The sequence below is a fragment of the Pseudoalteromonas luteoviolacea H33-S genome (assembly GCF_001625695.1).
GTDB classification, from domain to species: domain Bacteria; phylum Pseudomonadota; class Gammaproteobacteria; order Enterobacterales; family Alteromonadaceae; genus Pseudoalteromonas; species Pseudoalteromonas luteoviolacea_B.
Window position 1 is genome coordinate 48,579 of sequence record NZ_AUXY01000072.1, and the last position, 26,521, is coordinate 75,099.

Here is a 26,521-nt window from a genome sequence, read left to right on the forward strand (position 1 = left end):
CCTATGTCAAGGTCAAGTTAGCTTTGATAAATCAGAAACTATTATTGGATATAACTCTCTTGCAATATAGCGTTTTAAACAACGCTGGATCTCTTTATTTGATTTCCCTTCTGATGAACGCTTTTCTACATATTTCCTTGTTCTGAAATCATTACGCATTCGAATCAAAGCTACAGTCCAAAGTGCATTATTGGCATCTCTTGCTCCACCTCTGTTTAACCTATGACGTTGCTTTTTACCGGAAGATGCATCTAATGGACTAACTCCACATAAGGCTGCAAATGATGATTCCTTCTTGAGTCGCTCAGGGTTGTCACCAGCAGCCACAAGGAGTGTAGCTGCAACATAGCTTCCAACACCATATTGCTCTAGTAATGTTGAAGCTGCTGAGTTGGTTAAAGCTTTAAGTTTCTTATCAATTGTTTTTAGCTCTTGTGATAGCATCATCCATCGCTCTGCTAGCAGCTGTAACATTGATATTAATGTTTCTTCAAGTATGTTTACGGAGTTCATTTCTAATGCTTTACAAGCAGTAATGCACCGATAGCTCGAAGGAACATAACACTGTTGACGAATATGCTCTGGTGCTGTCACAAGTAAAGCTCGAATTTGATTAATAGCTTGTGTCTTAGACTTTACGGAGCTTTTCCTTGCGACAACTAAAAATCTCATTGCTTCAACTATGCCATCATGAGATTTTGGGATTGCAGTAGATTCTTTGGCTAATACAGAACGAGCCGCACTTTCAGCATCCGTTGGATCCGATTTCCCCCTTAACCTTCTTATAGCGCTATTAGGGCGGTTAACTTCAAAAACAGTAACCTTTTGCTCTTGTAAGAACTTACATAAGCCAGCACCATATGTGCCAGTTCCTTCTAATCCAGCTTGGTTCACCGTTCCAAATGACTTGCACCATTTGTACAGTTGGCTATAGCCGGTTGAATTTACAGTAAACTCTTGGGTGTCGACAACTTGACCAATATCATTAACGAGTACAGCAACATGATTATCTAAATGAGTATCGACACCTAATGTTAAATTGTTAGAAATGTCATTGCGATTCATATCCTCAGCCCTCACAGTCTCAGTAACAGGACTGGACACAGATGTTGCAATACAATGCTCCTATTAGGTCACTGATACTGAATATAATGAAATTACTGACTAATGAATATCGACAGGTCAACACAAAGATATTTGATCAATCCCAGCACGGGTCAGATATTCACTGTCAGTATGACTAAGTATATTATCTATATCCCAACAAGCTCCGACATCACCCATACTCGCTCTAATGCCGTAATTAGCTAACAGTTTTCGGTAATGCTTACTGGTATATTGCGAACCTCTATCAGAGTGAAACACCAAGCCTTTTGGTGGCTGGCGTAAGTTATACGCTTTCATCATCGCTTTGCTCACTAAGTCTGTGGTCATGCGTCTATCAATGTGCCAACCAACGATACGACGTGAATATAAGTCCATAACAATGGCTAGGTACATCCAGCCTTCGCCAGTTCTTAAATAGGTCACATCACCAGCCTATACCTGATTAGGCGCAACAGGATTAAAGTTCTGATTCAGTAAATTATCAGCAACAGTATCACTGTGCTTGCGTTTGGTTGTTACCTTATAGGCTATGCGCTGGGTAACAACTAAGCCAAGCTTAGCCATTAACTTTTTAACGCCATACTCGCTAACATTTAGTCCCTCCTTGCATAACCGTTTCCGCAGTTCTCGGTAGCCTAAGCTATTTCGACTTCGCTTGAATATCGCTTTAGCTCTTCGATATAAATGAAGTTGCTCAGCCGTAATGATCTTAGCTGGGCGTTTAAGCCAAGCGTAATAAGCACTTCGGCTTACTTTCATTATCTTGCAAAGCTTCACCACAGGAAACGCTGTAGCTAGCTGTTGAATTGTTTGAAACGCTACTTCGTTTCCCTTAGCAGGAGGGAGCTGGCCTTTTTTAATATTTCTTTTCCATCCTTAGCTCTTTAACTTCCTTTCGTAGCTTCAATAATTCGGCTCGCTCATCAGCACTTAAAATCGAACCTGATTGCTCTGCTTCAAATTTTGCTTTCCAGTTATAAAGTAATTTATCTGTGATACCTAAAGACGCAGCCGCTTTAGATACGCTATAACCTTGCTCGGTTACTAATGCGACGGCTTCTTGTTTAAATTCAGCCGTGTAACTTCTGTTTGTTCTTTTTGTCATTTAACACCTCAATAATTGGATTATATTCCATTATCAAAGTGTCCTGTTTAATTACAGCAGATCAATTACTTGCTATTGTCTTAAAGCTAATTGAAAGCTAGATATGAAATAATACATTTTTCTTACTTTATAAATGCATTTATAAATCACTAATATAAATAGAGTTTTTTGTTATGGCTTTGTTGATTTGTAAAAAAGGGGGCTGATAAGTTGACACCACCTGTTAAGGAGGAGAAATCAGTGTGATACCCAATTCACGGCAGATAAAAACTGAAAACTTTAGGGCTTATGTACAGCGCTCAATGCGGCGTTTAAGAAAGGAAAAAAAATGGACTCAAGAGCAGCTCGGCAAGAAGCTTGGCGTTGACCAGGCGACCATTTCTAATTATGAGTCGGGTAAAACCGACATGACCTACATCCATCTCTTTGAGCTATTTTTAATTTTTGGTAAGGATTTTTCAGCGGTTTTTGATCTGTTTAACGTGACGACTCATACATCTTCGGCTGATATAAAGCAAAAAAAGGAGTGACAAGATTATGAAAGAGTTTTATTCGCTTGTTGAGTTCTTGCCTTTGACTGTGATCACTATATCGCTACTCTTAACATGGAAAGTACCTACGGCTAGGTGGTTTTTAATATGTTATGCAGTATTGGATATCGTGATTATTTTATTAAACCCTACCATAATGCAGTGGAGGACACATTATTATCTGGCAGATCTTTTCATGTGCATTGCTTTAGTCTTACCGATAGTTTATCGAAGACCACTGGCTCTATTCTTGTATGAAAAGACCCATATAAATTACTTTCTACTTGTGTTTAATAGGCAGGTATTCACTTTACAAGAATGTGGCATTATTTTACTCATGTTATTTGGCGCATTTATTAACTTAGTGTCTTGGCTGGAAATTTTAGCCTATAAGTATTATTGGATTGATGTACCTTATTTCAAACTATACGTTCGCAACAATGCAATGATATTGGTCCATGTCGGTGTTTGTTGTGCGAATTTAGTTATGCATTAAAAGCAGAAGAGCGAGAGAGTGAGGTCGCAACACATAGGTCAACGGACTAAGCAGCACTATTGAAGCAATAAGAGTTAAACTTCATTATGCTATACTTGTCTATACAACCTATAGTGCAAACAGTCTACTTGTTCTAACTAGCTGTTTTATAGCTCTTAAGTCGACAGTGTTGTTTAAGGCATGTAGGGGAAACTAAGTGTGCTCCAAATAAAATAAGCGCCAGTGTAACAGGCGCTTATTTGTAAATTGAATCGCTGTACATCAATGTTTTTGCAGCGAATGGCACGATAGTGCATCGCTAAGTTATGGTTAAGCAGCTGACCTTAATACCAAAAGCGACTGCTGTACATACGCCGCTGTTGCTCTCTCATATTTACTTTACACCACATTTTAGTGACATAAACGGTATGTAAATTTTCATTTATATAGGCAAAAAATAGTGGCAACCTTAAGTAAGTTGCTTATTTTTTGCTTGTAAGATCAACATGGTGAGTAATAACCCACACGTCAGAGCCATAATAGCTGAACCAACAAATGTATAGATGTCATAAATCAATGTCAAAGATAGCCAACCAAGGCCATTTCTTAACGCATTTTCAATCAAGGCTAATACATTCATAATACCTGCTACTATAAATAGCCAATGAAAAAGACCATCAAAGTCAGTAAGTACAATCTTGCTTGAGCTTGAGAAAAACCGTGAAATTTGCACTCTAAAAATAAAAAGCGCAATAGCAAATAGGTTGATTAACAGTTGTATGCCAAATATTTTGGTACCCACAATGAGGTAGTCATCGTCTGGTGAACCTAAATCTATGAGACCGGTACTAAATAAACTATATTCAGTTAATGCAACAACGGCGAGCATAATAGAGATATGGCAAATATTAGGCTCTTTTTGCAGTAAGCCAAATATAAAGCAGAAAGCTAGTACTGGAAGGTAAACGTGAAAGACTACCTGAGGGTCATCTATTTGCAGATAAAAAGCGATAAGTGCAATGACTGAAACAAGTATCAAATGTACCATTTTCATAGAGTTAATTACTTATATTTGAGCTTTATTCAGTAATGTATTCTAAAGCTGAGATTATATAAATTCTGAGCTTGATAAAATACGCCAATAAATAGTTTTAACCTTGTGGAGTTATAACTTGAATCTCATGAGGTTGCTTTGGCATAAATAATGAGCCTCCAATGACTTTTTTTAGAGATTCTTGGTTGAGTGATTTCATAATTATTCCTTATCGTTAATGTCTTTTGGATCGTTTAATTTGTTCGATACATTGCTAATTTGTATCATCAGTGGGTTAATGTCAATTTTACAATAAGCTAGCCATTTGAAAAAATGACTCATCCGTGGCTCACCGACCCCAAGCTCATAATTACTCACCGTTTCTCTGGTGATATTGAGCTTATCGGCCATTTGCTTTTGAGTGAAGCCTGCTTTTTTGCGCATGGCTTTGAGGTCGTCACCGCTTATCACATTTGATTTCCTTTTGGATAAATATCAAAGGTTTTATCTCATGTAACTGTATAAGGCATTATGTCTTACATTATGTCTTAAACAGTGTGATGAGACTTGCTACATCAAGCTTTGAATTTTTACAAAAATGCTGAAGGTAAGAAAATTTCTCATAAATATTCCTTTTCATAAAATTCGAAGATTTTTCCACATTAACCATTTTATATTATTAACAATGCATTTTCATAAGTAAATATGGAAACTGATTTTAGAGTAGTATGTTGGTGAATTTTCGAGGGAAACGATGAAAAATAATGTCATAAGAAGAAAAGTAACAGTGAACGACTTAATGTCTGAGGTTCAGCACAATTTACGCAGGTTAAGAAAAAAGAATAATCTGACGCAAACCCAATTGGGAGCAAAGCTCTGTGTAGATCAAGCAACTATTAGTAATTTTGAAACCGGCAGGACGGTGATGACATTGGCCCAGCTTTACGAAATGTATTTGATTTTTGGTGATGAATTTGATTGCCCATTTATTCAATATACAGGTAAAGACAATAGTATGGCGGCTAGGCTGTAAAGTAGTCGCGTCGAGTGATTACTTTTTTAATTACATTTGTACCACATAATGAAAATCTCGCTTTCATAGTGTTTATGGGTTTAATTATATTGTAGATTTAATTTAATAAGTATAAATTTTAATAAATTAAACTTTTTTAAATTTGGTATCTATTAATCTTTCCTTTGGTGGATTATCCATGTTTGGCTGTCTTTATTAACTAATGTGACCTTCTGCTTATTTTGGAATAAACAGTACATTGATTAAAGTGGCAAGGCAGCTTGTTACCTACATTAAATAAAATCGCACGGGCACCATGACGGTGTGCTCGCGCATTGCCGGTGGTGGCAGCGGTAGGGGTTGTGCGCGTTTAACAACGCTTTTGGCTTCTTTATTGAGTAGCGGATAGCGGGATGATTGCACAATTTCGATATTGCGTGCCTGGCCTTTATCGTCGATATCAAAACTGACCATAATCGTTGCTTCTTGGCCTCTTTTACGGGCTATTGTGGGATAGCGTTTTTTCTTCGCAAGGTGGGCGATGAGCACCGCCTGCCAAGTTTGCTTAGCGACTAATGCAAGTTGGGTATCCTGACCTTGCTGCAGGGCTTGATTTTGCTGTGCAGTGGCATCTGTTTCAATTTCTTTAGCGCGACTGGCGACACTTTCTTGCTTTGCTGGTTTTTCAGCGTCTTGCTTGGGTAATTCCAGCAGCTGTTCTGGCTTGGGGGCTTGCGGTGGTTGCTCAGCGACTTGTTCAAGTTTGGGCTTACGGTCCTGTGTTGGCTTAGGTTCAGGTTTAGGCTTCGGTTCTTGGGGTTTCTGCGGTTTTTTGGCCATGGCTATCTTCCCATCATGGGCTAAAGCGATGTCGCTCGATGGGGTGGTTGGAAGCGCTTTTGGTGGCGGTGTGTTGGCCGATTGAGCCTGCGCATTTTGCAGCTCTTGAGACTGACTTTTGGCTTTAGCTAATGGAGCTAGTTTTACCACAAACGGCGCTTTTGATATGGCAGGTTTTGCAGGCGTATGGGGTTGCCAATGCCAAAGCGCTGCACCGAGTATGACAAGGTGCAAGCAAACAGCCCAAAAAAATCCTAACAACCAATCACGGCGAGTGAGCACTTAATTTAAATCCTCTTCACCAATGAGGGACACATTGAGGTAGCCGATACTGCGTAATGTATTAAGTACGCCTATTACATTGCCATAATCTACTTTTTCGTCGGCTCGGATAAACACGATTTGCTCAGGGTTATTGTGGCTCGCTATATTGAGCGCGGCTTCTAGCCCGTCTTTGGACACCGCTTGATCGCCTAAAAATAGCTGTAACTCTTTGTCTAATGACAAGATAAGCTGGTTTTGTTCTAAGGTTTGCGCCTGTGCATCGGCGCCGGGGAGCTCAAGCGGCACAGAAACGGTCGACAGAGGCGCGGCTACCATGAAGATGATCAATAATACTAACATGACATCGATAAACGGCGTCATGTTGATCTCATTATTGAGTGCAAACTCGTCTTGGTCGCCATCATTCATCATCGCCATATCAACGCAGCTCCAGTTGGCGGCCAGCCAAAACTAACAGTTGGCTTGAAAATGCATTGAGTTGCTTACGATATAGTGCGATATTGCGAGTAAAGTGATTGTACATTAAGACTGCGGGAATAGCCGCGACTAAGCCTAAAGCGGTGGCCAAAAGGGCCTCTGCGATGCCCGGTGCAACCACGGCTAAGTTGGTGCTATTAGTCGCCGCAATACCAATAAAGCTGTTCATAATTCCCCAAACGGTGCCAAACAGGCCAATAAAAGGGGCGGTGGAGCCAATAGAGGCTAAAGAACCCGTGCCTTGAGTGAGGCCATCCGTGAATTCGTCGGCACGGGTTTTCATGCGCTGCAGAGATCTTTCCTTGACCCCTTCAGCTGTGGCATTATTTTTGGCGCCCCAGTCCATTTCGATTAGAACCTCTTCGACGAGTTGCGCTTCTAATACATCTGCATTGTTTAGCTTTATCAGATCATCTTGGTTGCGGCTGTGTGCTAATAAGTGTGAGAGGCGCTTTTGCGCGAGTTTAATTTGCTTCTGCTTGGTAATAAATACGGCCCAGCAAGCAACAGAGGCGGCGACTAACATCAACATCACGCTTTTGACCACCCAGTCTGCCTGCATAAACATGGCATAGGCCGTGAGCGACCCCGTGCCGCTCGCAGATGCACTAAAAGTGGGTGCGAGCGCCAAAAAGGCGAAAGCTTTTTTCATTGTTATAAACCTCTGACTTCACTAAAAACAAACCCCTATAGTTAAAGAACGCATGAGATTAAAAAAACAGTAATACTTTTTTAACTTTTTATTCTGTGACCAGAAAATAGCTGCTATGGCTCGGTCACAGTTTGATTATATTGGATGGTAGTCTTGAGCTTGGCGATGGCTGAATAAGATGTGTTGTTAGCTGCCTTACTGAAAAAGGCGCTCGATCAAAATAGGCCCGCCGATGATGCAAAATGACATCGGGGAAATGGCGGGCACTATGACCAAGTTCGATAAGTGTATCAAAATAGGTACATTTTTTAAATATCTGCCATGGCATTGGGAATTCTGTCAGTCAGCGGTTTGAGTAGGTAGCTGAGCATGGGGCGCTCCCCATTTTTAACAAACGCTTGCACTGGCATACCTGGTTGCAACACCAAACTATCACTCAGTGCATCTTGATTAACGCGGATCGCCACTTGGTAATAAGGCTGCCCAGTGCGCTCATCATTGATGGTGTCTTGGGCTAGGCGCTCAACCTGTCCTTTTACTTTCGGGGTTGTGCTGGTATTGAATGCGCTGAATAGCAGATCGACATCTTGACCAAGGGCAACACTGTCTATCAAGTTACTTGGGATTTTGGCATTCACTATCAACCTTTGCCCTTTAGGGACAATTTCCATCAACAATTGAGATTGAGACACCACATCACCAAATGCGTCCAAGCCAACAACTTGACCTGCAACAGGCGCACGAATTTCACTGTTGTCCAAGCTAAATTGAGCTGCTGTCATTCTTTGTTTGAAGTCACTGATGCTAGATTGGTTCTTCGCTCTTTGCTGACTGACTTCTTGACGATAGCCTTTGAGGGTTTGCTGGTGTTGAGTATCTAGCTCTAATAGTCTGGCTTGTTGAGACAAGAGCTCGGATTGCGCATTGGCCAAATCAGCGCGAATTTCGGCGGCTTGTGCCTTTAGCTGATACAGTTGTTCTTGTGATTGAAAGCCTTTTTTCACCAAAGCTTGGGTATCATTCACCCAATTATCGTACACCTCTGCTCTTTGCTTATGGCTATCAACAACATGGGTAAGACCCGAAATGCGAGATTGCGTAGTGTGCTTATTGTCGAGCATTAACTTAAGTTGTGCTTTCAAGGCCGCGCGACGTTGCTCGAACATTTGCTGATTTAGCGCCATCGCTTGAACAGCTTGCGGTAAATCCACGCTTGTCAGAGTATCCGAGTAAATGAGCTGCTGCGCATCGCGTAACTCTGCATCTAGGCGCTCTTTTTCAGCCAGTGCTAAATAGTACTGTGTGGTTGCAGCGGCAAGCTGACTTTTTGCCACCTTGCTATCTAGGATCAGCAGCGCCTCACCTTGCTCTACCCACTGTCCATTTTGCACCAATAATTGGTCAAGTACGCCGTGTTGCGGAGCTTGGATCTGCTTTTTGTGGCCAGAAACGATGACTTGGCCCTCAACGACCACGCCTTTGTCGAGTGGGGCAAATGCACCCCAGAGTAAAAATATGCCCAAGCTTAGCGCGATGATCGTCCAGCCAAGTCGAATATGTTTGCTTCCCGCGATAGTGTGCTGTGTTGTCACGTTACGCTGCTCCTCTTTGACCTTGCTTGGCTTGCTGCATCGCTCCAAGTACTTGCTGTTTAGGACCAAATGCTTGCACATGGCCCTTGTTAAGTAACAAGATCTTATCGCTTAGATTTAAAATATTGGCTCTGTGGGTGATAAAAATAATACTAGAACCAGACTGCTTGAGTGTTTTAAGGGTGTTAGCCAGTGCGGCTTCACCGGCATCATCTAGGTTAGAATTGGCTTCATCTAAAATGACCAGTTTTGGGTCACCATACACTGCTCTGGCAAGGCCTATGCGCTGCTTTTCACCGCCGGATAAGCCCATGCCCCCGTCACCCAGCACGGTATTGTAGCCATCGGGTAATTTTAAGATCATCTCATGCACGCCTGCCAATTGCGCCGCTTTGATGACAGCTGCGTCATTAATGTCGCCAAATCGGGCAATATTCTCACTGATGCTACCTGCAAATAAGCCCACATCTTGAGGCAAATACCCCAAGTGTGGGCCTAGGCTCTGCTTGTTCCATTGAAAAATATCGGCACCATCTAAGCGCACTTTGCCCATTCGCGGTGCCCAAATACCTGTAATAAGGCGCGCAATTGATGATTTACCAGCGCCAGAGGGGCCTATGATCGCTAAAATTTCTCCGGGATTAATCTCAAAGTTGATGTTACTCAGAGAAGGAGTTTGCGCCATCGGTGGGATCAAAGTGGCATTTTCTACACTGAGTTTGCCCGTCGGGGTTGGTAAATCTAGTCCAGTTTGAGGCTCTGGGTACTGATGCAGCAGGGCATCGAGACGTTGACGAGAGAGTTTCACGCTTTGCCACTGTTTAAATGCCCCGACGAGTTGCTCCACTGGAGATAACATACGTCCTGCGATAATGGAACCAGCGATCATCATGCCTGCGGTGATCTGGCCGTCAACGGCAAGCCAAGCGCCAGCGCCTAAAACAACCGATTGCAGTGCAAGGCGCAATATTTTACTGGTTGCGGTGAGCACAGAGCTGAGATTACTGGCTTCACTTTGATGGCGAATACCCGCTTGATGCTGTGCCTGCCAGCGGCTTTGCAAACTGTGTTGCATCCCCATCGCTTGTGCAACTTCAGCATTGTTAATGATGCCACTGGCAAGGCGCGTGGCATTGGCTGTGGCTTGTGAAGATGCCTGTAAGGGCTTTTTCGCCCAGACTTCGTTGAGTAGTGCCAGTATCAGTAAGATCACCGTACCGACGAGGGCTATTGTGCCCAGCAATGGGTGAAAGAAAAATAATACAATAAGGAAAAGCGGGGCCCAAGGGGCATCAAAAAACGCAAATATGCCCGTCCCGGTCATAAATTGACGAACTTGGTTAAGGTCGTTAATCAACAGGCCTGGGTTAGCATTACCAACCTTGATTTGATGTTGATAAACAGCGTCAAATACCTGCGTATGTAGCTCGTTATCAAAATGTTCGCTTATGCCAATCAGTACGCGGCTACGGACCCACTCTAGTGCGCCCATTAATAAAAAGAAGCCCGCAACTATGATGGAAATCAACAATAAAGTATCTATATTCGCAGAGCTTAAAACGCGGTCGTACACTTGCAACATGTAAATCGCGGGGATCAACATGAGCAAGTTGATAATGGCGCTGAACCCAGCAACATGCAGCAGGCTACGCTTTTGCTTATGTAAGGCGCGCTTTAAGGCTTCACTTGGCACCATCATGGGTTTCATGATTGGCTCCTACGGCGGCGAAGTCGTCTCACACCTAGCGCACTTAAGAATGTCAAAGCTGCAAAACCAAGTGCGCCACCATTACCATAGCTTAAGGTTTCTTCTTGTTTTATTTTTGCTTCTGCATTGACGTAAAGCGTCGATAGCGCACCTAATCGTGAACCAACATCGGCATCTCGACAGTTAATTGTAAAGGTGTAAATACCTGACTCAGGTGAGATTTTAATACTGCCTTGCGACTCGATTTGTCCATCTGGCACCCAATCACCGACAGCCACGCCGCCAATCGCAACACAGTCAGCTGCATTGTGGCTACTCCAAGTGACTTCTACTTCTTCACCAAGTTGGGCATTGCCAGGCGTGATACTGATAGACACAGAGCCGGTTGGTTTTAAACCACTTAAATCGACCTCAAAAACCGTACCTCGGTTGTCGGCGAGAAAAGTTCCTCCATATTGATCTGAGTAGCCTCTACCACCATACAGGGTGGTACCATACAGTTTACCGTTTTCAGCTAACATGAGTCCGGTTGGTACCTTGCCATCTGAGTCTTCGGCAATTCCAGCTTTAAACGAATGCACATGTTCAAACCCACTTTCAATGATTTGGCCATTTTCAATTTGTATATCCGCTAAATTAAGTCGATAAATAGTCCCATCGAGTGTCATATTTCCAGGGTGGTTTGGATACTCATTGCCTTCAAGTACTTGTGTATTTTCACTCTTATGTATGCCACCGCTCATGGTGGTGCCATACAAAAAGCCTGTATCGGTTATCACCATAGGACCACGGGGTTGACTGCCGTTTTCGCCATTGAATGTATGCAGCAAATTAAACTCAGAGCCATCTTTTTTAATTCTAAAGAGTGAGCCATGGGGATTACTGCCTTCATAATGTGGATACTCTGTGTGGATCAAGCGCTCATTTTTTTCAATGACATTGTGAACTTGGGAGTCTCCACCACAGAGACCGCTGGCAAAACCGATGGCTTTACCGCTATAACTAATAATTCCTTTGGACCTGCAGCTCCCCACGGTCGTAGAACCATATAGATAGCCCGCTTCATCTTCAACTAGGTAGGTGGCAATACGGCCTTCATCACCGCTGCGGGTGTGCCAGGGTACTTCACCTTGGTTGAGGGTAAATTCATGGATCAAGGGCAAGGCTGCAATGGGGTTTTCACCGAGCTCTACTGCATAGAGTGCACCGACGACAAAGTCATCATCGATTGAGAGTGTATTAAGGTGCGGTATGCCGCGAGGGTAACCTAAATAGCCATAAAGTGTATTACCACTCAATAGCATGCCGCCAGCAGCGGTGAAGTCGCCATGGGGGTTGTTGTTAAATCTGTATAGCTCCGTCAATGTGTTGTCTTTTTCTAAACGCATTAATCGAGAGTAAGTTTTATGATCGGTATCGATAAATAGCAGTCGTTCTTGATTATCGAAAATAGGCTGTACATTTGGTCTGTTGTTGAGCTCTTGTTCTGTGTTGTCAAATAAAATGACTTTGTTACTGCCATCTGAGTGCACAGAAAATACATTGCCCTTGAGATCGATACTATAGAGCTTGTCTTCTGTTGGGTGCTCTGCGAAACCAACAAAGCCTGCAACCTCTTTTGCAAGTGCGAAGTAATGTCCTTGTACTGGTGCTAGTCCCCACATGCTTGGAGCAGTCTCATCTTTATATCCAAAGTAAGATAATCCGATGAGTTGATCACGCTCAGCGTTATAAATTGGCGGCGCAAATGGCTTACCTGCGGTTGGCCAACCGACAGGGCCTGTAGAGTGTAAAGACGTTAGGTGATTAACACTGATCCCTTCTACAGCTGTGGTTGCAAGACTAGAGAAAGACAGGGATAGCAAGCAGAGGCAAAGTTTTTTCATAGTAGGCTCAATAAATGGCAAATTGCACTGCAGCAAAGCTGCAGTGCACAGGAGGTTAAGCGACTAGGTCAAAGTCAGCTAGACTTGAAACACCAACTGTATCGTTTGTTGTCAGATCGATACCGTTTTGAGTTAGTACGTTCATGAAGTAGCCGAAGTCAGAGTCTTTCATGCCATCAACAATATTGTGGGTTGTGTTAGTCCCTTCATGGCGACCAATGACACCACCATTTGCATCAAAGCCAGCGTTAAGATTGATTGTATCTAAGCCGTCGAAGCTCACTAGATCTTCCGTGAAGCTGTACTCACCGTTTGCACCTTGTGTTAGACCGCGGCCGAATGAAATTGATGCAATTTCACCATACATAGTGTGCGAAGGACCTGCGAAGAAGGTGTAATCGATGTAAGAGCCATCAGCTGCTTGAATAATGAAGCCTAGGTTTTCAGCACCAACTTGGCCTTCTTGTGCATACTGAGTACCAGAGAAAGTACCGAATAGACCCCAGAAGCCAAGATCAACAGTAGGGTTAGGGTTCTCAGCACCCGCGAAGCTACCGATGTTCTCGTTATAATCTGTATTTTTAAAGAAATTTGAGGCATGACCAAAAAACGTGTCAAGGCCTGAGAAAGAGTAGCTAGCACTGTATGTTACTTGTATAGACATGGTAAATCCTTAATTTTTGATTATTTAATAATATTGACCTAAAGGTCGTTAGGAGAAATATCAGCTGCGCGCCATGCTGATATTTCTGTTGTTTTCAGCACGGGTTTCCCCGTGCAATTAGAAATTGGTTTACTTGGTTTTTTTATAAAAACGACGGCCCATTACCAATGCACCGAGTGCCAATATCCAGCCACCAAATGAACCACTGCTGCCTTTATCTTCTTCAGGCTCTGGCGCTGGTTCAGGAGTTGGTTCCGGATCTGTGCTTGTATCTGGCGCAGGTGCTGGATCTGTACCCTTGTCTGGATCAGGTGTTGGTTCCGGTTTTGTGCCAGTATCTGGCTCAGGCTCAGGCTCCGGTTCTGGTTCTGGCTCCGGTTCTGGTTCTGGTTCTGGCTCCGGTTCTGGTTCTGGCTCCGGTTCTGGTTCTGGCTCCGGTTCTGGCTCCGGTTCTGGCTCCGGTTCTGGCTCAGCGCCAACGAGTAATTCAAGTGTGCGGGTATAGGTTTTTTGATCGGTGTCTTTACAGGTCAATACATAAGATTTTTCACCTTCTGTATCGGGCGTGATCGACTCCTGACCATTGGCTTCTTTTGCGCCTTCCCAGTCACCACTCGCTGTACAGTCGCTGATATTGATCGACTGCCAGCTGAGATCAAGGCTCTCGCCCAGAGTGAGTTCTTCGGTTTCTGTGCTAAAGCTTAAAGTGTGTTGGTTGACTGTGAACTCAAATATGCCGCCAGCTTCGGTGCTATTGTCACCATTGGTTGCGCCATATAATGTGTGCTTTTCGTCAGCGATTGCACCAGATGTGAGACCGACAGGTCGAATAGATGCTTGCTCATCAAAGGATTGAATAATTTCAAAGTCATCTTTTTCTCTGTTGACGTCTGTTGCATCCGCGCTAACGTTAATGCGGTACAATACGCCAGCGCCTTGCTCATCACCACCACTGGCTCTGGTTGTACCATAAATATTGCCATCGGCAGCAGCGACAAGTGGACCAGCAGGAATATGACCATCTTGCACAGCGTCTATACCGTTATCTTGCTCACCAAATGTATGGATGACAGTAAAGCTATTTTCTGTGTTTTTATGAATGCGCCATAGCGTCTTAGCTGACGTACCGTATAACCACTCACCTTGTTCAACGACTGAATTTGTCGCCAGAGAGTGATCGTCAATTAAACCATGTAGATTGTTTGAAAAAGAGTTAAGTACAATGACTTCTGTGCTACCGTCCGTGGCGACGTTAGCTAAATCGATTTTAAATAAGGTACCGCTCGCGAAATCGTCCCCATCTAGTCCTGCATTGTCGCCGGCACCCGCCGAGTTTGCATTTTTATGCGCGAGTCCATAAATTGCGTTGTCATCAGCACTGAAGATAAGTGCTGCTGGTGACTGGCCTTTGGTATAAATAAAAGAGTCGCCCACGGCTTCTTTGTATTCATCGCGACCAAAGTCGACTAATACAGCCAGCTCGCCATTATGGCTTAAGCGCACAAGCGCGAAAAAGTCATCGTTGCGCTGAGAAGCTGCGAAGTAGACATTATCCTGTGCATCAACAGTCAGTAGGCCGCTGATATCGAAGCTACCGCCATTGAGAACAGTCAGGTCAATGCCATCGAACGCATCTTGCATGCCGTCTTCTTCTGTCCACTTAAAGAGACTAGATTTCGCGCCACCAAAAGCAACGCCTTGGCTATTAATGATGACATTCGTGGTAAATGCACCGATGTCATTATTTACTGTGTTGATTTGCGTGCTGAAGTCAGTGAGCTTGCCATCAGTCAACTTGGGCGTAAAAGAGTAAATACCAGATTGTGCTAATGTGGCAAAATCACTGCCTGCACCAGACATCATGGTGCCAATTAGCTTGCCGCTTTGTGGGTGTAATGTGGGAGGCTTAGCTGGTAGCATGCCTTTTTCTCCACCAAGCATGATAGTCTGGGCAGTGCCAAATACATGTAACTGTTGCAGGTTGATTTCAGCGGCACTCGCTAAGTTTGCGCTCATTAAAGCGCTGCTGATGAGTGCTAGCTTAAAAGCTTTTTGCATGATTTTTACCCTTGTCTTTAATTAGAATTTTATGTTGATTCGTCCGATCACACTGCGTCCTGGTGCGATCCAATATGAGGTGCCATTGGCTTCTGCGTAATTGAGGTCTTTTAAGTTATCGACAGACAAACGTAGTTGGAGGCGCGGTGAATACTGATAATCCAGCCATAGGTCATATATTTCCCAATCCACTACATCCTCATAAGCGGTACCGCCACGGCCATCGTTATCTTCTACTCGGATACGTGTACCAAACTTCAATTTGTCATTGAGGAGTTTTACGCCCAATGTTAAAGCGCCACTGTGTTTAGCGGGCTGTATATAAAGCAGGCCGCCTGATTTTGTTTTACCTAGATTTGTTTCTGGGAAGCCAACCTGACTGCCTAATGGGAATGGGTCATAGTCCCCTTGTCCTGGGTCAAAGTTCATCTTGGTATAGTTAAGTTCGGCAAAGACAAAGTTGGACTCATAATCTGCTTGCAGCTCAATACCTTCAAAGCGCACTTCATCAAACAAGTTGACATAGCTTCGTATGCCACTTTTATCTGCTACGGAGGTGGGGCTCATTACGGTGCCCTGAACAATAAAGTTATCAACGGTATTATCGAACCAGCCCGCTTTGATAAATAGGTCATGCGCATTCGCCAATTGGCTGAGCTCGAAATTAACGCCCACTTCATTATTGTGGGACTTCTCTGCTTTTAAGCCTGGGTTTGGGTAAAATGGGAAGCTATTGCCCACATGCATACCAAATAGCAATGTTTCTGTGATTGCAGGATGCCTCACCCCTTTTGACGAACTTATATATGCTTGTATTTCATCCGTGAAACGATAGGCAAAACGCAGGTTAGGCGAGACATATTCATCATGGCGTGCCACTTCAAAGTTAGTGAAAACAAGTGTTCTAGCTGGGCGGACGCCCGGCGGATTAAGGATAGATCCTGAGTTGATCTCGCCTTTTCCCTCAATAGAAAAGTGTTCGTACCGAGCACCAGCTTCGATTGAGATATGCTCACCATACTGCCATTCTGCTTGGGTAAAAATACTGGTAACAGCACGCTCACCGCCCGGTGTCGCGCCAGTAAACCAAGTTGGATCGCCAGAACCTGGTGTTTGCTGAATGGCTTGAGGCTGCGTCCAATCTCTAAAATACTCGGTGCCTGTGTTAAGCATGAGCAGTGAGTCTGTTTCTGGTAACCAGCTGTGATCAAGACTAAAGAATGCAAGGTTTTCGATGACCATACCAACAGTATTGGTTTCGAACTCTAGTTCAAATTCACCGTAAGGATTGGCTGTGTCACCCGATTCAAATTGGTGTTGACGCATTTTTGTACGGTTGTAGTAAATACTGGCGTTTAAATCGAGATAGTCGGAATTTGGATTCCAGACATAATCTAGCTTAATGGTGTCATTATTAAGCTTGCTGGTGGCGCTTGGTTTATTGTCAGGGTTTGATTGATCTGTAGTTGAGCCTTCTTCAAAGTTGGCGTAAAAACCAATATAGCTTAGCTTCACCGCTTGTTGGTCGTTAATTTTGTAACTGGCTTTAAGTAGCGAAGACCATTGATCTTGCTCAGTAAATGCGCTTAATGCGTCGAAGTATTCACTTTTACCTGCGTTACCACCGCTTTGTCCTGGCTCAAATCTACCGACGTTTTTTCTGCCAACGGCAGCAACCAGCTCTAAATCGTTTCCCACACGCACAGCAGAGGCTAACAGTCCTTGCATGTGGTAGGCATTACTGCCTGTGGCGAGTGACAGCTTAGTGCCGTGGTCTTTACCCTCTAAAGCCAGATCATCAAATTCAAGCGTTTTAAAATTAACAACACCCCCGATGGCGCCTGCGCCACCTACATCACCAACAGGGCCTTTGGCAATATCAACACTCGATAATAATTGTGGGTCTAAATAGACTGTGCCATTTGCTCCGTGGCCACTGCGTTGAAAGTTTTGTCTGGCACCGTCTATCATGACGTTCACACGGCCAAAATCTTGTATGCCTCTGACATTGACAGCAACACCGGGTTCTTGTCTCGATTGTGAAGTCGCAACACCAGGTACATTGTAAAAAATATCAGAGGTATCACGTGGTGCCACACGAGTCAGCTGTTGCTGGCCCAGCTTGGTATCGGAAGATGCTGATTGGTAAATCTCAGTATGCGCATTGTTGCTGGCATATATGTCTAATGTATCAAGCAATACAGCCTGATCTGCGGCAATCGCACGAATTACATAGCTGCCATTTGCGGTTTTTTCGGCATACAAGCCTGTGCCCGTTAGTAGCTGTTCAAATCCGTCACTCAGCACAAACTCGCCCTTGAGGCCCGAAGTTTGTGCACTGCCAATTTGATTAGGATCGAATTGCAATAATACACCTGTTTGCAGGGCTAGCGTGTTGAGTGCTTCCGCCAAACTCCCTTTGGGGATATTTATTTGGTGCGCCTGCTGTGCCAGAGCTGCCGTGGGTAGAGCAAGTCCAGTACATAACAATGCGGTCAAAATTGAGCGAGGAGTCCTGTCGCCTATCATAAATAGTTCTCATTTTTATTTAGAGCTACATATAGGACGGGGCAGTCAAAAAAAACAGTACCCAAAAACTAAAAAAAATCAGATTATTTTTTATTTTTTGGGTAAGTTTAATTATTTCAATGAGATAACGTGAAGGTAGTTAGCAATTGAATGATGCTGGATTGCAGGATCTGAGGCGAGCATTTTCATTGCCAACTCAATATTGTTGGTTGGGTAAACCCCAGACACACGAATGTGATTAAGCTCAGTATATTGGTACATCAGCACCCCAGGGTAGTGTGCTTCAAGCGCTTCTAATAAAGCGGAAAGGCTAATATCATTGGCGACTAACCTATGGTTTAACCACGCTAATCTAACACTAGGGTTGGTATCGTAAGGTCCAATTAGTTGACCACTGGCCACCTCCATCGCCTCGCCTTGTTGGCCAATCACACAACTGTTTTGTTTAAAGTAGCAAAGCTTGACTTTTGATTCGGTGACAACCACATAAGTGTCTTGCTTGCGCGCTTTAACTGAAAAACGAGTGCCTAACGCCGTTGCGCTGGTGTTTTGTGTTTGAACCACTAAAGGCCATGCTGGGTTGGTGGTAGCATCTATGTGTATTTCACCTGTATGCAGGTGAATCAAGCGTTTTTCGTCGTTAAACTCGATGTCTATTTGCGTTTGCGCGTTGAGAGTCACGCTACTGCCGTCTTGGAGTTGGATGGTGTGAGTTTGCCCCTTGAGCGTGTAATGATCTGCGGTTATACCGCTCAAACCCAAGTGATTGAGTAGCAAGCCAAAGCCTGAAAACAGCGCGATGCTGAGAAAGGCTTTTATTGCGCCATGAGATTTTGGCTTGTCTTTTTCTAATACGTTATTTAAAACACGTGTGTTTAAGCCTTTATCGTCAGGCGCTTCAAATTCACTCCACAGTGCGGTTAGTTCATCATACGCTTTTTGATTATCAGGATGTAAATTTAACCATTGGTGAAAAGCTTGAATATCTTCATCGGCAGGAGCATCAGAATGCAAGAGCGCACACCACTGGGCTGCTTGCTTAAGTTTATGTTGATAACTATTGTTTTTTGCCGACATCAGAATTTTAAACTTACTGGTCCATTAATTGACTGTGGCAATGCAACAGCGTTTGCGCAATATACTTTTGTACCATGCTTTCCGAGACATTGAGCGCACTCGCAATCTCTTTATACTTCATACCATCCAACCGTGCCATTAAAAAAGCACGTCTTGGTTTATCAGCTAATCCCTCAAGTAATCGAGATAATGCTTCTAATCTTTGCATGGTTTCTAACACCGCTTCACAGGAAGGGGCTTGCTCTGTTTGTAGCTCAGTTTGAGCTTCAATGTAAGCTTGTTCAATACGTCTACGGCGCGCTTTGTCTATAATGAGGCGGTTTGCAATCGTCGCCAAATATGCTCGAGGTTCTTTGACTTCAAGTAGATCAGTAGATGACGTCAGGGCCCTAATAAAAGTGTCCTGAGATAAGTCCTGTGCATCATGAGGTGAATGCAATTTGAATTTGTTTTGTAAAAATCTCACCAACCAAAATTGGTTCTCACGAATAAACAGGTCCATGCCAGCAGAATTTGACACCGTTGTTCCTTTCTATAGTGCGTAAATGTAAATAATTATCATTAACGGTATCACTAATAAAGTATTGGAGCAAGCTTATTGTGTATAAGATAAAAATTAGGGAGAGACAGTGTTAGGCAAAATTAAACCTTAATGCTTTCTTTATATGGCCAATAAATTGGTCGAAGCTTCGAGTCTCCTCTGTTTTTTAATAAATGCATCATCTGGTCGTGAATGTTATCGAACGTGTGTGTATATGCTGATAAATAGATAAAAAAAGAAATGCTTTGATCTTATGTGGTAGCCATCATTATTCTATAAAAAGCATCTTTTAATGGGATTTTGAATGATGCCTTTACTGAATGGAGAAGCTGATTTTTAGCCTTGTTTTAAGAAAAGTATTCTTTTTTAGTTGGTATTAATTATTTAATTTTTTTCAATGTTGGGCGATTTTGAAAGCAAAACAAGTCACTGTGAGTACATGTGCCTTGGCGAGTAACTTAAGTGATTACCTGTATATCAAGTGATAAAAGTGATTGGAATGGTGTGTTTGGTCGTTCGAAGATTTTTCCGCACGGTCAAAATTATAGTAAGGCTTGGGTAAGGATTAATAGATTAATTAAAAATATAAAGTAGTGTTTGACGAGGAAGTCGATGAAAAACAACATAGTAACAAGAAAAGTAAAAATAAATAGCCTGATGGAAGAGGTGCAATGCAATTTACGTCGCGTGCGTAAAAAGAATCAGCTAACGCAAAGTCAGCTAGGTGCAAAATTGAATGTTGACCAAGCAACGATCAGTAATTTTGAAACTGGCAGAACAGTAATGACGATGGCGCAGTTGTATGAAATGTATCTGATCTTTGGTGATGATTTTAACTGCCCTCATATTAATTACACCGGAAAGGATAGCCAAATAATCGGCTCAATGGCGAGGTAGTGCGCCTGTCCTGATTGGTATTGAAGTAAAGACGGTTGATTTTGATATCTGGATTGACCTTTGAATATAGATTGTATCTGTGTTGATTTGATACTAAATATATCTAACAGCTAAGAAAATGGCTATTTAAAAGCGTGTTCATATTGATGGGAAGTGGACTTTGATATTTTTATAGATTAGGCAGTCATAATTATCTAATGTGTACTAGCTCAGACTTGAGCTGACAGCTACCCGTTTTTCAATCGGTAACTGCCAACTTAGATTTGAGCTAAATTCTTTTCTGCTGTTAACACCAAGCGATTTTGTCGCCAATTCATCCCTCTTACAATATTAATAATTTAATTTTTTACAATATAAGGATGGCTTTATGTCGAGATAAGTGGCTGGGTTTTAATAAACTATTCGGATTAGTCTAAAAACCAGGCGTGTATTGTTATCCTTTATCTTCGAGCTAGGTATTACCCGTCAATACTTTCTCAATGGCTTTAAGCATGGGTTGGGCTGTTCGTTCACTATAGCCCGCTTGAGCGTACGTAACTTGGCCTTGCTGATTTATAACTAGGGTGAAAGGTAATCCGGGCTTTTTTAACTTCTTATAGAAAGTATGCTTTTTGTCAAAAACAAAAGTGACTTGCAATCCACGCTTTTCAAATTGTTTCAATAAACTTTTGTACGTTCTTTTTGTTTGACTTAGGCTGCCTTCCTCTCTGGTGTTAACAACAATCACGCTCACTTTATCGTGACCTAATTTGCGTTGTAATCCCTCTAGTAATGGTAGTAACTGTTTACAATATGGGCACCATGAAGCCCAAAAGGTAACAATTGTAGGCGTGGTACTGCTTCTGTAAATTGGCGCTTCATGCTGATTTAAACCAAGTACTTGATCAGCACTTATATGCTCTATATTTGCGTTTGCTGTCGCTGTGAAAAACAAGATGAATAAAATCAGGCTACGCTTTAGCATAATTCGCTCCTTGTCATATTGGACCTCTGTTATGGCCATGAATTGTAACGCGTTATAAAAGTAGAACGATATTTTTATGACAAGATAACATGTTGATTGTGTTTTGTTAGTTATCTCAGCACCAAGGAGGCTGTGGGGCGCAGCCGAAGAGTTAAGGTGGTCAATTTATTAATAGGTGCTGGGTGAATATTCAACGATAAACCAGTAGCAAAGTAATACACAAGAAACTGCGCTGAGCGCGATATTAAAGCGTTTTTCCTGCTGAGAATTGCCTTGTGAGTTTGGACAGTTGGGTTTGGCAAATAAATAGTTGCAGATAAAGGCAAACAGCAAAAACAAAGTGACTTGTAACCAACCAAAAGAAAACAGCAGGCCAGATATTATCAGGCTGGCACTCATCCCTGCTGCTGCAAAGAACTTTGCGGGTTTTGGCACAATTTTATACCGTTGCCAGTTACTTAATATATGGCCAAATTTGGGGTGTGTTAAAAGCCAGTGCTCAAGTCGAGCAGATGATTTTGAAAAACACCAAAGTGCAATGATCAAAAAAACCGTGGTGGGCATGATAGGTAAAATCGCGCCAATCAATGCGAGTCCAAGTGAAACAATGCCACCGAACAGGTAGGCATATTTCACTAGATTTTGATGTATGTTACGCGACATGCGCATTTTCTGATTGCCCATAACTCAGCTCTACGAGCTCGTTGGCAAATTTAAATGCAGCTTGCGCGCCTTCAAGCATGGCATGCTCTTGCGATTCGTTCAGTGGCGCATCTTCAATGCCTTGCATAAATTGACGCCAGTTTGACCCCCGGTTTGAACCCGCTAAAAACCGAGCACCAAACTCACTGTGTAAGCCGAGTTTTTCAGTTTCCTTGGCTAGTAGGGCAGCACCAAGCTTTGAGCCTTCAATCACATAGAGCCAACCTAAACTCTCGAATAGAGATGCATCAAGTGGAGAGAGTGTTGTTAAAGGTTGAGGCTGTGTCATGCCTAAATCTTGAAAGTCTTGTATCAGTTGTTCGCACCGATCTCTGTCTTGCAGATCTGGGATTATTTGGGCAATCTGCGGATTGCTATATAGCACAGTAACGTAATTCATTAAGTAATACTGATAGCGCAAAAACAGGCCGTAATTTGCTTTGCTTTCGAATGGTGATTGCGCCATGATTTTTTTATCTAGTTGGTCATGGACACTGGATGTAGATGCTCTCAGTTTGCTCATTCTTGGGTAGTTAGCAGATCGTAAGTTACTCATTTTCTTTCAATTGAATTCATCATATAAATAAGAACGCATGAGTCGTTGAAACCCATAAAGAGATGTATAAAAAAATTGTAACTATATGATTTTTATGACCTAGATATTTAATAGATAATTGGGAAGACAAGTCAAAGCGGCTGTGAAAACTTAGGAATGAGTTTTTATGTATTACGGAGATTTTCAGCACATTTCAATCAAATTTCAATACTTTACGATCAATTTGGTGAAAAATAATAGCCATTTAGTTTGGTAACCTCTATATCTCAATCAGGAACAACAATGTAAACAACATGTAAAGGTTGAAATATGAAAAAACAGTATTTGAGCGCTATCTCGTTAGCTGTTGGATTGATATCCAGTCAGGCTTATGCTGCTGATTGCAGCGCCGTAAATACCTACCCAGATTGGCCACAAAAGAACTGGCAAGGGCAACCAAGCCACGCCAATACCGGAGATAAACTGGTTCACAATAATACGCTTTATCAAGCTAAGTGGTGGACCAGCTCGGAGCCCGGTACGGGATCCGCGTGGCAATATGTGGGTCGCTGTGACACTGGCGTCCATATTACGCCGGTTGAAAAGTATGGCCGCTTGCAAGTGTGTGGCACGGGCTTGTGTAGTGAAGCTAATCAGCGTATTCAATTGCGTGGCATGAGTAGCCATGGGTTACAGTGGCATGGTTTGGGTAAATGTTTGACTGACAAAAGCTTAGATGTGCTGAGCTATGATTGGCAAGCCGATGTGTTGCGATTGAGTTTATATGTGCAAGAAGGCGGCTATGAAACAGATCCGGTTGGTTTTACCAATCAAATGCATACGCTTATTGAGATGGCGAGTGCGCGCGGGCTTTATGTCTTAGTGGATTGGCATCAACTCGACCCAGGTGACCCTAATTATAATGTTGAAGCCGCCAAAACATTTTTCACTGAGATAGTGACAAAACACAAACATCGCAATAACCTCATCTATGATATTGCCAACGAGCCCAATGGCGTGCCTTGGTCTGCGGTGCGTCACTACGCCGAGCAAGTGATCCCTGTGATCCGTAATATCCAGCCTAATGCTTTAATTATGGTTGGTACACATGGTTGGTCAACGTTTGGGGCTTCCATGTCAGATGGCGATTTACAGGATGTAATCGATGATCCAGTGCCGTTTGATAACATCATGTATACCTTCCACTTTTATGCTGCCGCACACACGGATTATCACCGTAATATGCTGGATAGAGCGTCAGATATTTTCCCAGTGTTTGTCAGTGAGTTTGGTACACAGCATTACACAGGGGGTGGTGCAAATGACTTTGTGAGTTCACAGAAATACATTGATTTGATGGCGAGAAAAAAGATCAGTTGGACAAACTGGAATTACTCAGACGACCCACTCAGTGGTGCGGCGTTTAAGGTGGGGAGTTGTGCGTCGCAAAATTTTGCTGATTCGGAGCTTAAAGAAGCCGGTGCATGGATCAAAGCAAAAATATTAGAAGGGCGCTAGTTATTCTTCAAGCAGATTTAGCTGTGGTAAAAGAGTGCAATCGCGCTCTTTTACCACTGTTTTTTTGGTCACTGTTCAATACGGTAAGGTCTACGGATATCTCATTCATATTATTGCTATATATGCACTTTTATATCTTTTATCGGTATTTTTGGCGTTTCATAATTAATTTATTTATTTTCATCTAGATACGTGTGAGAAATAAATAATTTTGCAATTGAGTGAGCTGTACTATAGTTTACTTCGTAAAAAAAATGTTTAAGAAAAATAGTGGTGCAGTGATGTTACAAGCAATTGCTCGATTGGTTTCTAGCCATATGACAACCGTTGTATTACTACCATGTTTACTCTTAGGCGCAGTGATTTTTTACGATGTATCCATGTCGGCTAAACGGATGAACGACGCCTATGATGCAGAGTACAATGCGTTTTTGAGCCATATGGTATTAAGTGTTATCCATGAGACGCAAAAAGAGCGCGGAGCCTCAGCTGGCTTCATCGGCTCTAAAGGCGCTAAGTTTAAAGATAACTTGCGTCAGCAGCGTACTCAAACAGATAGATTGATTGCCACGCTTAAACAGGAAAAACTGAAGTGGGATCTGATCCCCGACATAGCCAAAGAGTTGGCCGAGTTTGAACGCATGTTTGGCAATTTGTCGCAAATCCGCAGTCGTGTAGATGCCTTGTCTATTTCACTTCCTGAAGCACTGAAGTTTTACACTGATATCAATCTTAAAGCATTGCATATGGTGATCACCGCATCGCGGCTGAGTAACGATCACACCATTGCCACTGAATTGGTGGCCATCTACAACTTTTCTAGCGCCAAAGAGTCCGCGGGGATTGAGCGCGCCGTATTATCTAATGTATTGAGCCGAGACAGTTTTACGCCAGCGCTGAAAACCAAACATGTTGCACTGATGACTAAGCAAGACGTGTACTTAGAAGAAGCGCTCGAGGCCTCGCCTCTAGAAATGAAACGTATTTTAGAGCAGGCACTCAGTGGCAGTGCCTTTCGCGAAGTGGCCCGTTATCGCAGTGGCGTTGAAAGTAAAAATGACAATTTTGGACTGGATGCGGAGAGTTGGTTCAAAGCAGCCACAGATCGTATTAACGCACTGAAAGCAGCGGAAGAAAAAGCACTGAACTTGGTGGATGAAACGGCCATTAAAATTCAGCAGCACGCGGTGTGGGTGCTGGTTATAGAGCTGATCATTTTAGTTGTTGGTCTAGTGATCACCGCGGCATTATTTTTTGCGATACGGCTGCGTCGCCGCCAGTCAGCAAAAATTGCCGAAGGCATAGACATTGCCATGCTAAACAAAAACCTTGGCCATGAGATTGGCGTCATCTCTAAAGATGAGCTGGGTAAGTCTGCTAATAATATCAATAAATTAACCCGCCAATTTGAAGATGATTTGATTGAGTTTGCCAGGGTGTCTTCCAGCATTGCAAATGCCTCCCAAGAAACGGCTACGGCGATACAGCAAAGCCAAGAAAATTTAGTGAGTCAGCAATCTGGTATTCAAACGATTGCATCTGCCTCTGAGCAGATGAGCGCCAACATTCAAGTGATTGCCAATTCGATGAACGAAAACGCGGCGGCTGCAAAAACCGTGACCCAAGAATCATTACAAGGTCAGCAAGTGGTGGCTGATGCAGTGCAAGTGATCCAGCAAGCCTCAGATGATATGGCACGCTCTGCACAATCGGTGGATGCACTGAATGAGCGTGTAGGCAGCATTTCTTCCATGGTTGAAATGATAAAAAGTATTGCAGAGCAGACCAATTTACTGGCATTGAATGCCGCCATTGAAGCGGCCCGTGCGGGTGAGCAAGGGCGTGGTTTTGCCGTGGTGGCTGATGAAGTACGAAGTCTTGCCAGTCGTACACAAAAATCAACAGAAGAAATATCAGCCTTGGTGAGCGAGTTACAAACCAGCTCCTCAGAGGCGTCTGATGTGATCACACAAGGTAAAGAGAATGCGTTGGAAGCAGCGCAGCGTGCAGAAGAAATTAAACGTGCCCTTGAGCAAATTGTTGAACAAGCTCAGCAAGTTGAATTGGTGACCGAGTCTGTATCGAGTAATACTCAGCAGCAAAGTAACGCCATTGATGAAGTGAGCAAAAATATCAACGGCATATTCCAAAAAGCCACGGAAAATGTCAGTGGCGCCGAGCAAATCAATATTGCCGCCATAGACATTGCCAGAGCCGCACAAATGATGGACAAATTGATAGCTGAATACACGGTGAGTCAGTCAGTGCGTTAACCCTATGCAGGCGTGCTGATCAGATATGCCTGTTGTCATGTTGATCTGAGATGACAAATTT

General features: G+C 43.0%; 22 protein-coding genes and 1 pseudogene. 5 read left to right on the forward strand and 18 right to left on the reverse strand.

The window, feature by feature from the left end:
• Positions 1-12: 12 nt before the first annotated feature.
• A complete protein-coding gene (locus N477_RS12705) occupies positions 13-1,065 on the reverse strand; it encodes an IS110 family transposase (protein ID WP_063363330.1) in 1,053 nt (350 codons plus the stop codon).
• Positions 1,066-1,257: 192 nt separating this feature from the next.
• Positions 1,258-2,212, reverse strand: a pseudogene (locus tag N477_RS26025) (IS3 family transposase); the annotation flags it as partial.
• A 242-nt stretch (positions 2,213-2,454) separates the two neighbouring features.
• Here N477_RS26025 and N477_RS12720 point away from each other — a divergent pair.
• Positions 2,455-2,742, forward strand: a complete 288-nt coding sequence (locus N477_RS12720) for a helix-turn-helix transcriptional regulator (RefSeq protein WP_063363332.1) — start codon at positions 2,455-2,457, stop codon at positions 2,740-2,742.
• A gap of 944 nt (positions 2,743-3,686) precedes the next feature.
• On the opposite strand, the gene N477_RS12730 is transcribed toward N477_RS12720, so the two are convergent.
• Both N477_RS12730 and N477_RS12735 read right to left on the reverse strand, forming a co-directional pair.
• On the reverse strand, positions 3,687-4,271 hold the full coding sequence (locus N477_RS12730) for a hypothetical protein (RefSeq protein ID WP_063363334.1): 585 nt from the start codon (positions 4,269-4,271) through the stop codon (positions 3,687-3,689).
• A gap of 201 nt (positions 4,272-4,472) precedes the next feature.
• A complete protein-coding gene (locus tag N477_RS12735) occupies positions 4,473-4,721 on the reverse strand; it encodes a helix-turn-helix domain-containing protein (RefSeq protein WP_063363335.1) in 249 nt (82 codons plus the stop codon).
• 283 nt (positions 4,722-5,004) lie between these two features.
• Here N477_RS12735 and N477_RS12740 point away from each other — a divergent pair, with 283 nt between their 5' ends.
• Positions 5,005-5,283, forward strand: a complete 279-nt coding sequence (locus N477_RS12740; protein ID WP_063363336.1) for a helix-turn-helix domain-containing protein — start codon at positions 5,005-5,007, stop codon at positions 5,281-5,283.
• A 267-nt stretch (positions 5,284-5,550) separates the two neighbouring features.
• Here the strand turns inward: N477_RS12740 and N477_RS12745 are convergent, their stop codons facing one another.
• The 11 genes from N477_RS12745 to N477_RS12795 form a co-directional block, all read right to left on the reverse strand.
• Entirely contained in the window at positions 5,551-6,384 is an 834-nt protein-coding gene (locus N477_RS12745) for an energy transducer TonB (RefSeq protein WP_063363337.1), read from the reverse strand.
• Positions 6,385-6,804 carry a biopolymer transporter ExbD gene (locus N477_RS12750; RefSeq protein WP_063363338.1) on the reverse strand — a complete coding sequence of 140 codons (420 nt, stop codon included), beginning with the start codon at positions 6,802-6,804 and terminating at the stop codon, positions 6,385-6,387.
• A 1-nt stretch (position 6,805) separates the two neighbouring features.
• A complete protein-coding gene (gene exbB, locus N477_RS12755; protein ID WP_081216565.1) occupies positions 6,806-7,516 on the reverse strand; it encodes a tonB-system energizer ExbB in 711 nt (236 codons plus the stop codon).
• 308 nt (positions 7,517-7,824) lie between these two features.
• On the reverse strand, positions 7,825-9,108 hold the full coding sequence (locus tag N477_RS12760) for an HlyD family type I secretion periplasmic adaptor subunit (protein ID WP_063363339.1): 1,284 nt from the start codon (positions 9,106-9,108) through the stop codon (positions 7,825-7,827).
• A gap of 1 nt (position 9,109) precedes the next feature.
• Entirely contained in the window at positions 9,110-10,816 is a 1,707-nt protein-coding gene (locus N477_RS12765; protein ID WP_196760615.1) for a type I secretion system permease/ATPase, read from the reverse strand.
• Positions 10,813-12,702, reverse strand: coding sequence for a hypothetical protein (locus N477_RS12770; RefSeq protein ID WP_063363340.1), 1,890 nt, complete (start codon positions 12,700-12,702; stop codon positions 10,813-10,815). Before N477_RS12770 ends, N477_RS12765 begins: the two co-directional genes overlap by 4 nt.
• Positions 12,703-12,757: 55 nt before the next feature.
• Positions 12,758-13,366 carry a heme acquisition protein HasA gene (locus N477_RS12775; protein ID WP_063363341.1) on the reverse strand — a complete coding sequence of 203 codons (609 nt, stop codon included), beginning with the start codon at positions 13,364-13,366 and terminating at the stop codon, positions 12,758-12,760.
• 129 nt (positions 13,367-13,495) lie between these two features.
• Positions 13,496-15,424, reverse strand: a complete 1,929-nt coding sequence (locus tag N477_RS26290) for a choice-of-anchor tandem repeat GloVer-containing protein (protein ID WP_063363342.1) — start codon at positions 15,422-15,424, stop codon at positions 13,496-13,498.
• Between the two features lie 21 nt (positions 15,425-15,445).
• A complete protein-coding gene (locus N477_RS12785; protein WP_063363343.1) occupies positions 15,446-17,953 on the reverse strand; it encodes a TonB-dependent receptor in 2,508 nt (835 codons plus the stop codon).
• 111 nt (positions 17,954-18,064) lie between these two features.
• A complete protein-coding gene (locus N477_RS12790; protein WP_063363344.1) occupies positions 18,065-19,030 on the reverse strand; it encodes a FecR family protein in 966 nt (321 codons plus the stop codon).
• A 13-nt stretch (positions 19,031-19,043) separates the two neighbouring features.
• Positions 19,044-19,550 carry a sigma-70 family RNA polymerase sigma factor gene (locus N477_RS12795; RefSeq protein ID WP_196760616.1) on the reverse strand — a complete coding sequence of 169 codons (507 nt, stop codon included), beginning with the start codon at positions 19,548-19,550 and terminating at the stop codon, positions 19,044-19,046.
• Between the two features lie 633 nt (positions 19,551-20,183).
• On the opposite strand from N477_RS12795, the gene N477_RS12800 reads away from it, so the two are divergent.
• Positions 20,184-20,468 carry a helix-turn-helix transcriptional regulator gene (locus tag N477_RS12800; protein WP_063363345.1) on the forward strand — a complete coding sequence of 95 codons (285 nt, stop codon included), beginning with the start codon at positions 20,184-20,186 and terminating at the stop codon, positions 20,466-20,468.
• A 451-nt stretch (positions 20,469-20,919) separates the two neighbouring features.
• Here N477_RS12800 and N477_RS12805 read toward each other — a convergent pair whose 3' ends face one another.
• From N477_RS12805 to N477_RS12815, 3 genes are all read right to left on the reverse strand, one after another.
• On the reverse strand, positions 20,920-21,432 hold the full coding sequence (locus tag N477_RS12805; protein ID WP_063363346.1) for a TlpA disulfide reductase family protein: 513 nt from the start codon (positions 21,430-21,432) through the stop codon (positions 20,920-20,922).
• Between the two features lie 168 nt (positions 21,433-21,600).
• Positions 21,601-22,095, reverse strand: a complete 495-nt coding sequence (locus N477_RS12810) for a YbaN family protein (protein ID WP_063363347.1) — start codon at positions 22,093-22,095, stop codon at positions 21,601-21,603.
• Entirely contained in the window at positions 22,085-22,690 is a 606-nt protein-coding gene (locus tag N477_RS12815; RefSeq protein WP_063363348.1) for a biliverdin-producing heme oxygenase, read from the reverse strand. The genes N477_RS12810 and N477_RS12815 overlap by 11 nt, the downstream gene beginning before the upstream one ends.
• A 309-nt stretch (positions 22,691-22,999) precedes the next feature.
• On the opposite strand from N477_RS12815, the gene N477_RS12820 reads away from it, so the two are divergent.
• Together N477_RS12820 and N477_RS12825 are read left to right on the forward strand one after the other, a co-directional pair.
• Positions 23,000-24,187: a cellulase family glycosylhydrolase gene (locus N477_RS12820; RefSeq protein WP_063363349.1), complete on the forward strand. Its 1,188-nt coding sequence runs from the start codon at positions 23,000-23,002 to the stop codon at positions 24,185-24,187.
• A 254-nt stretch (positions 24,188-24,441) separates the two neighbouring features.
• Positions 24,442-26,460 (forward strand): methyl-accepting chemotaxis protein, encoded by a 2,019-nt coding sequence (locus tag N477_RS12825; protein WP_231098144.1) that lies wholly within the window; start codon positions 24,442-24,444, stop codon positions 26,458-26,460.
• The last annotated feature ends 61 nt before the right edge of the window (positions 26,461-26,521 follow it).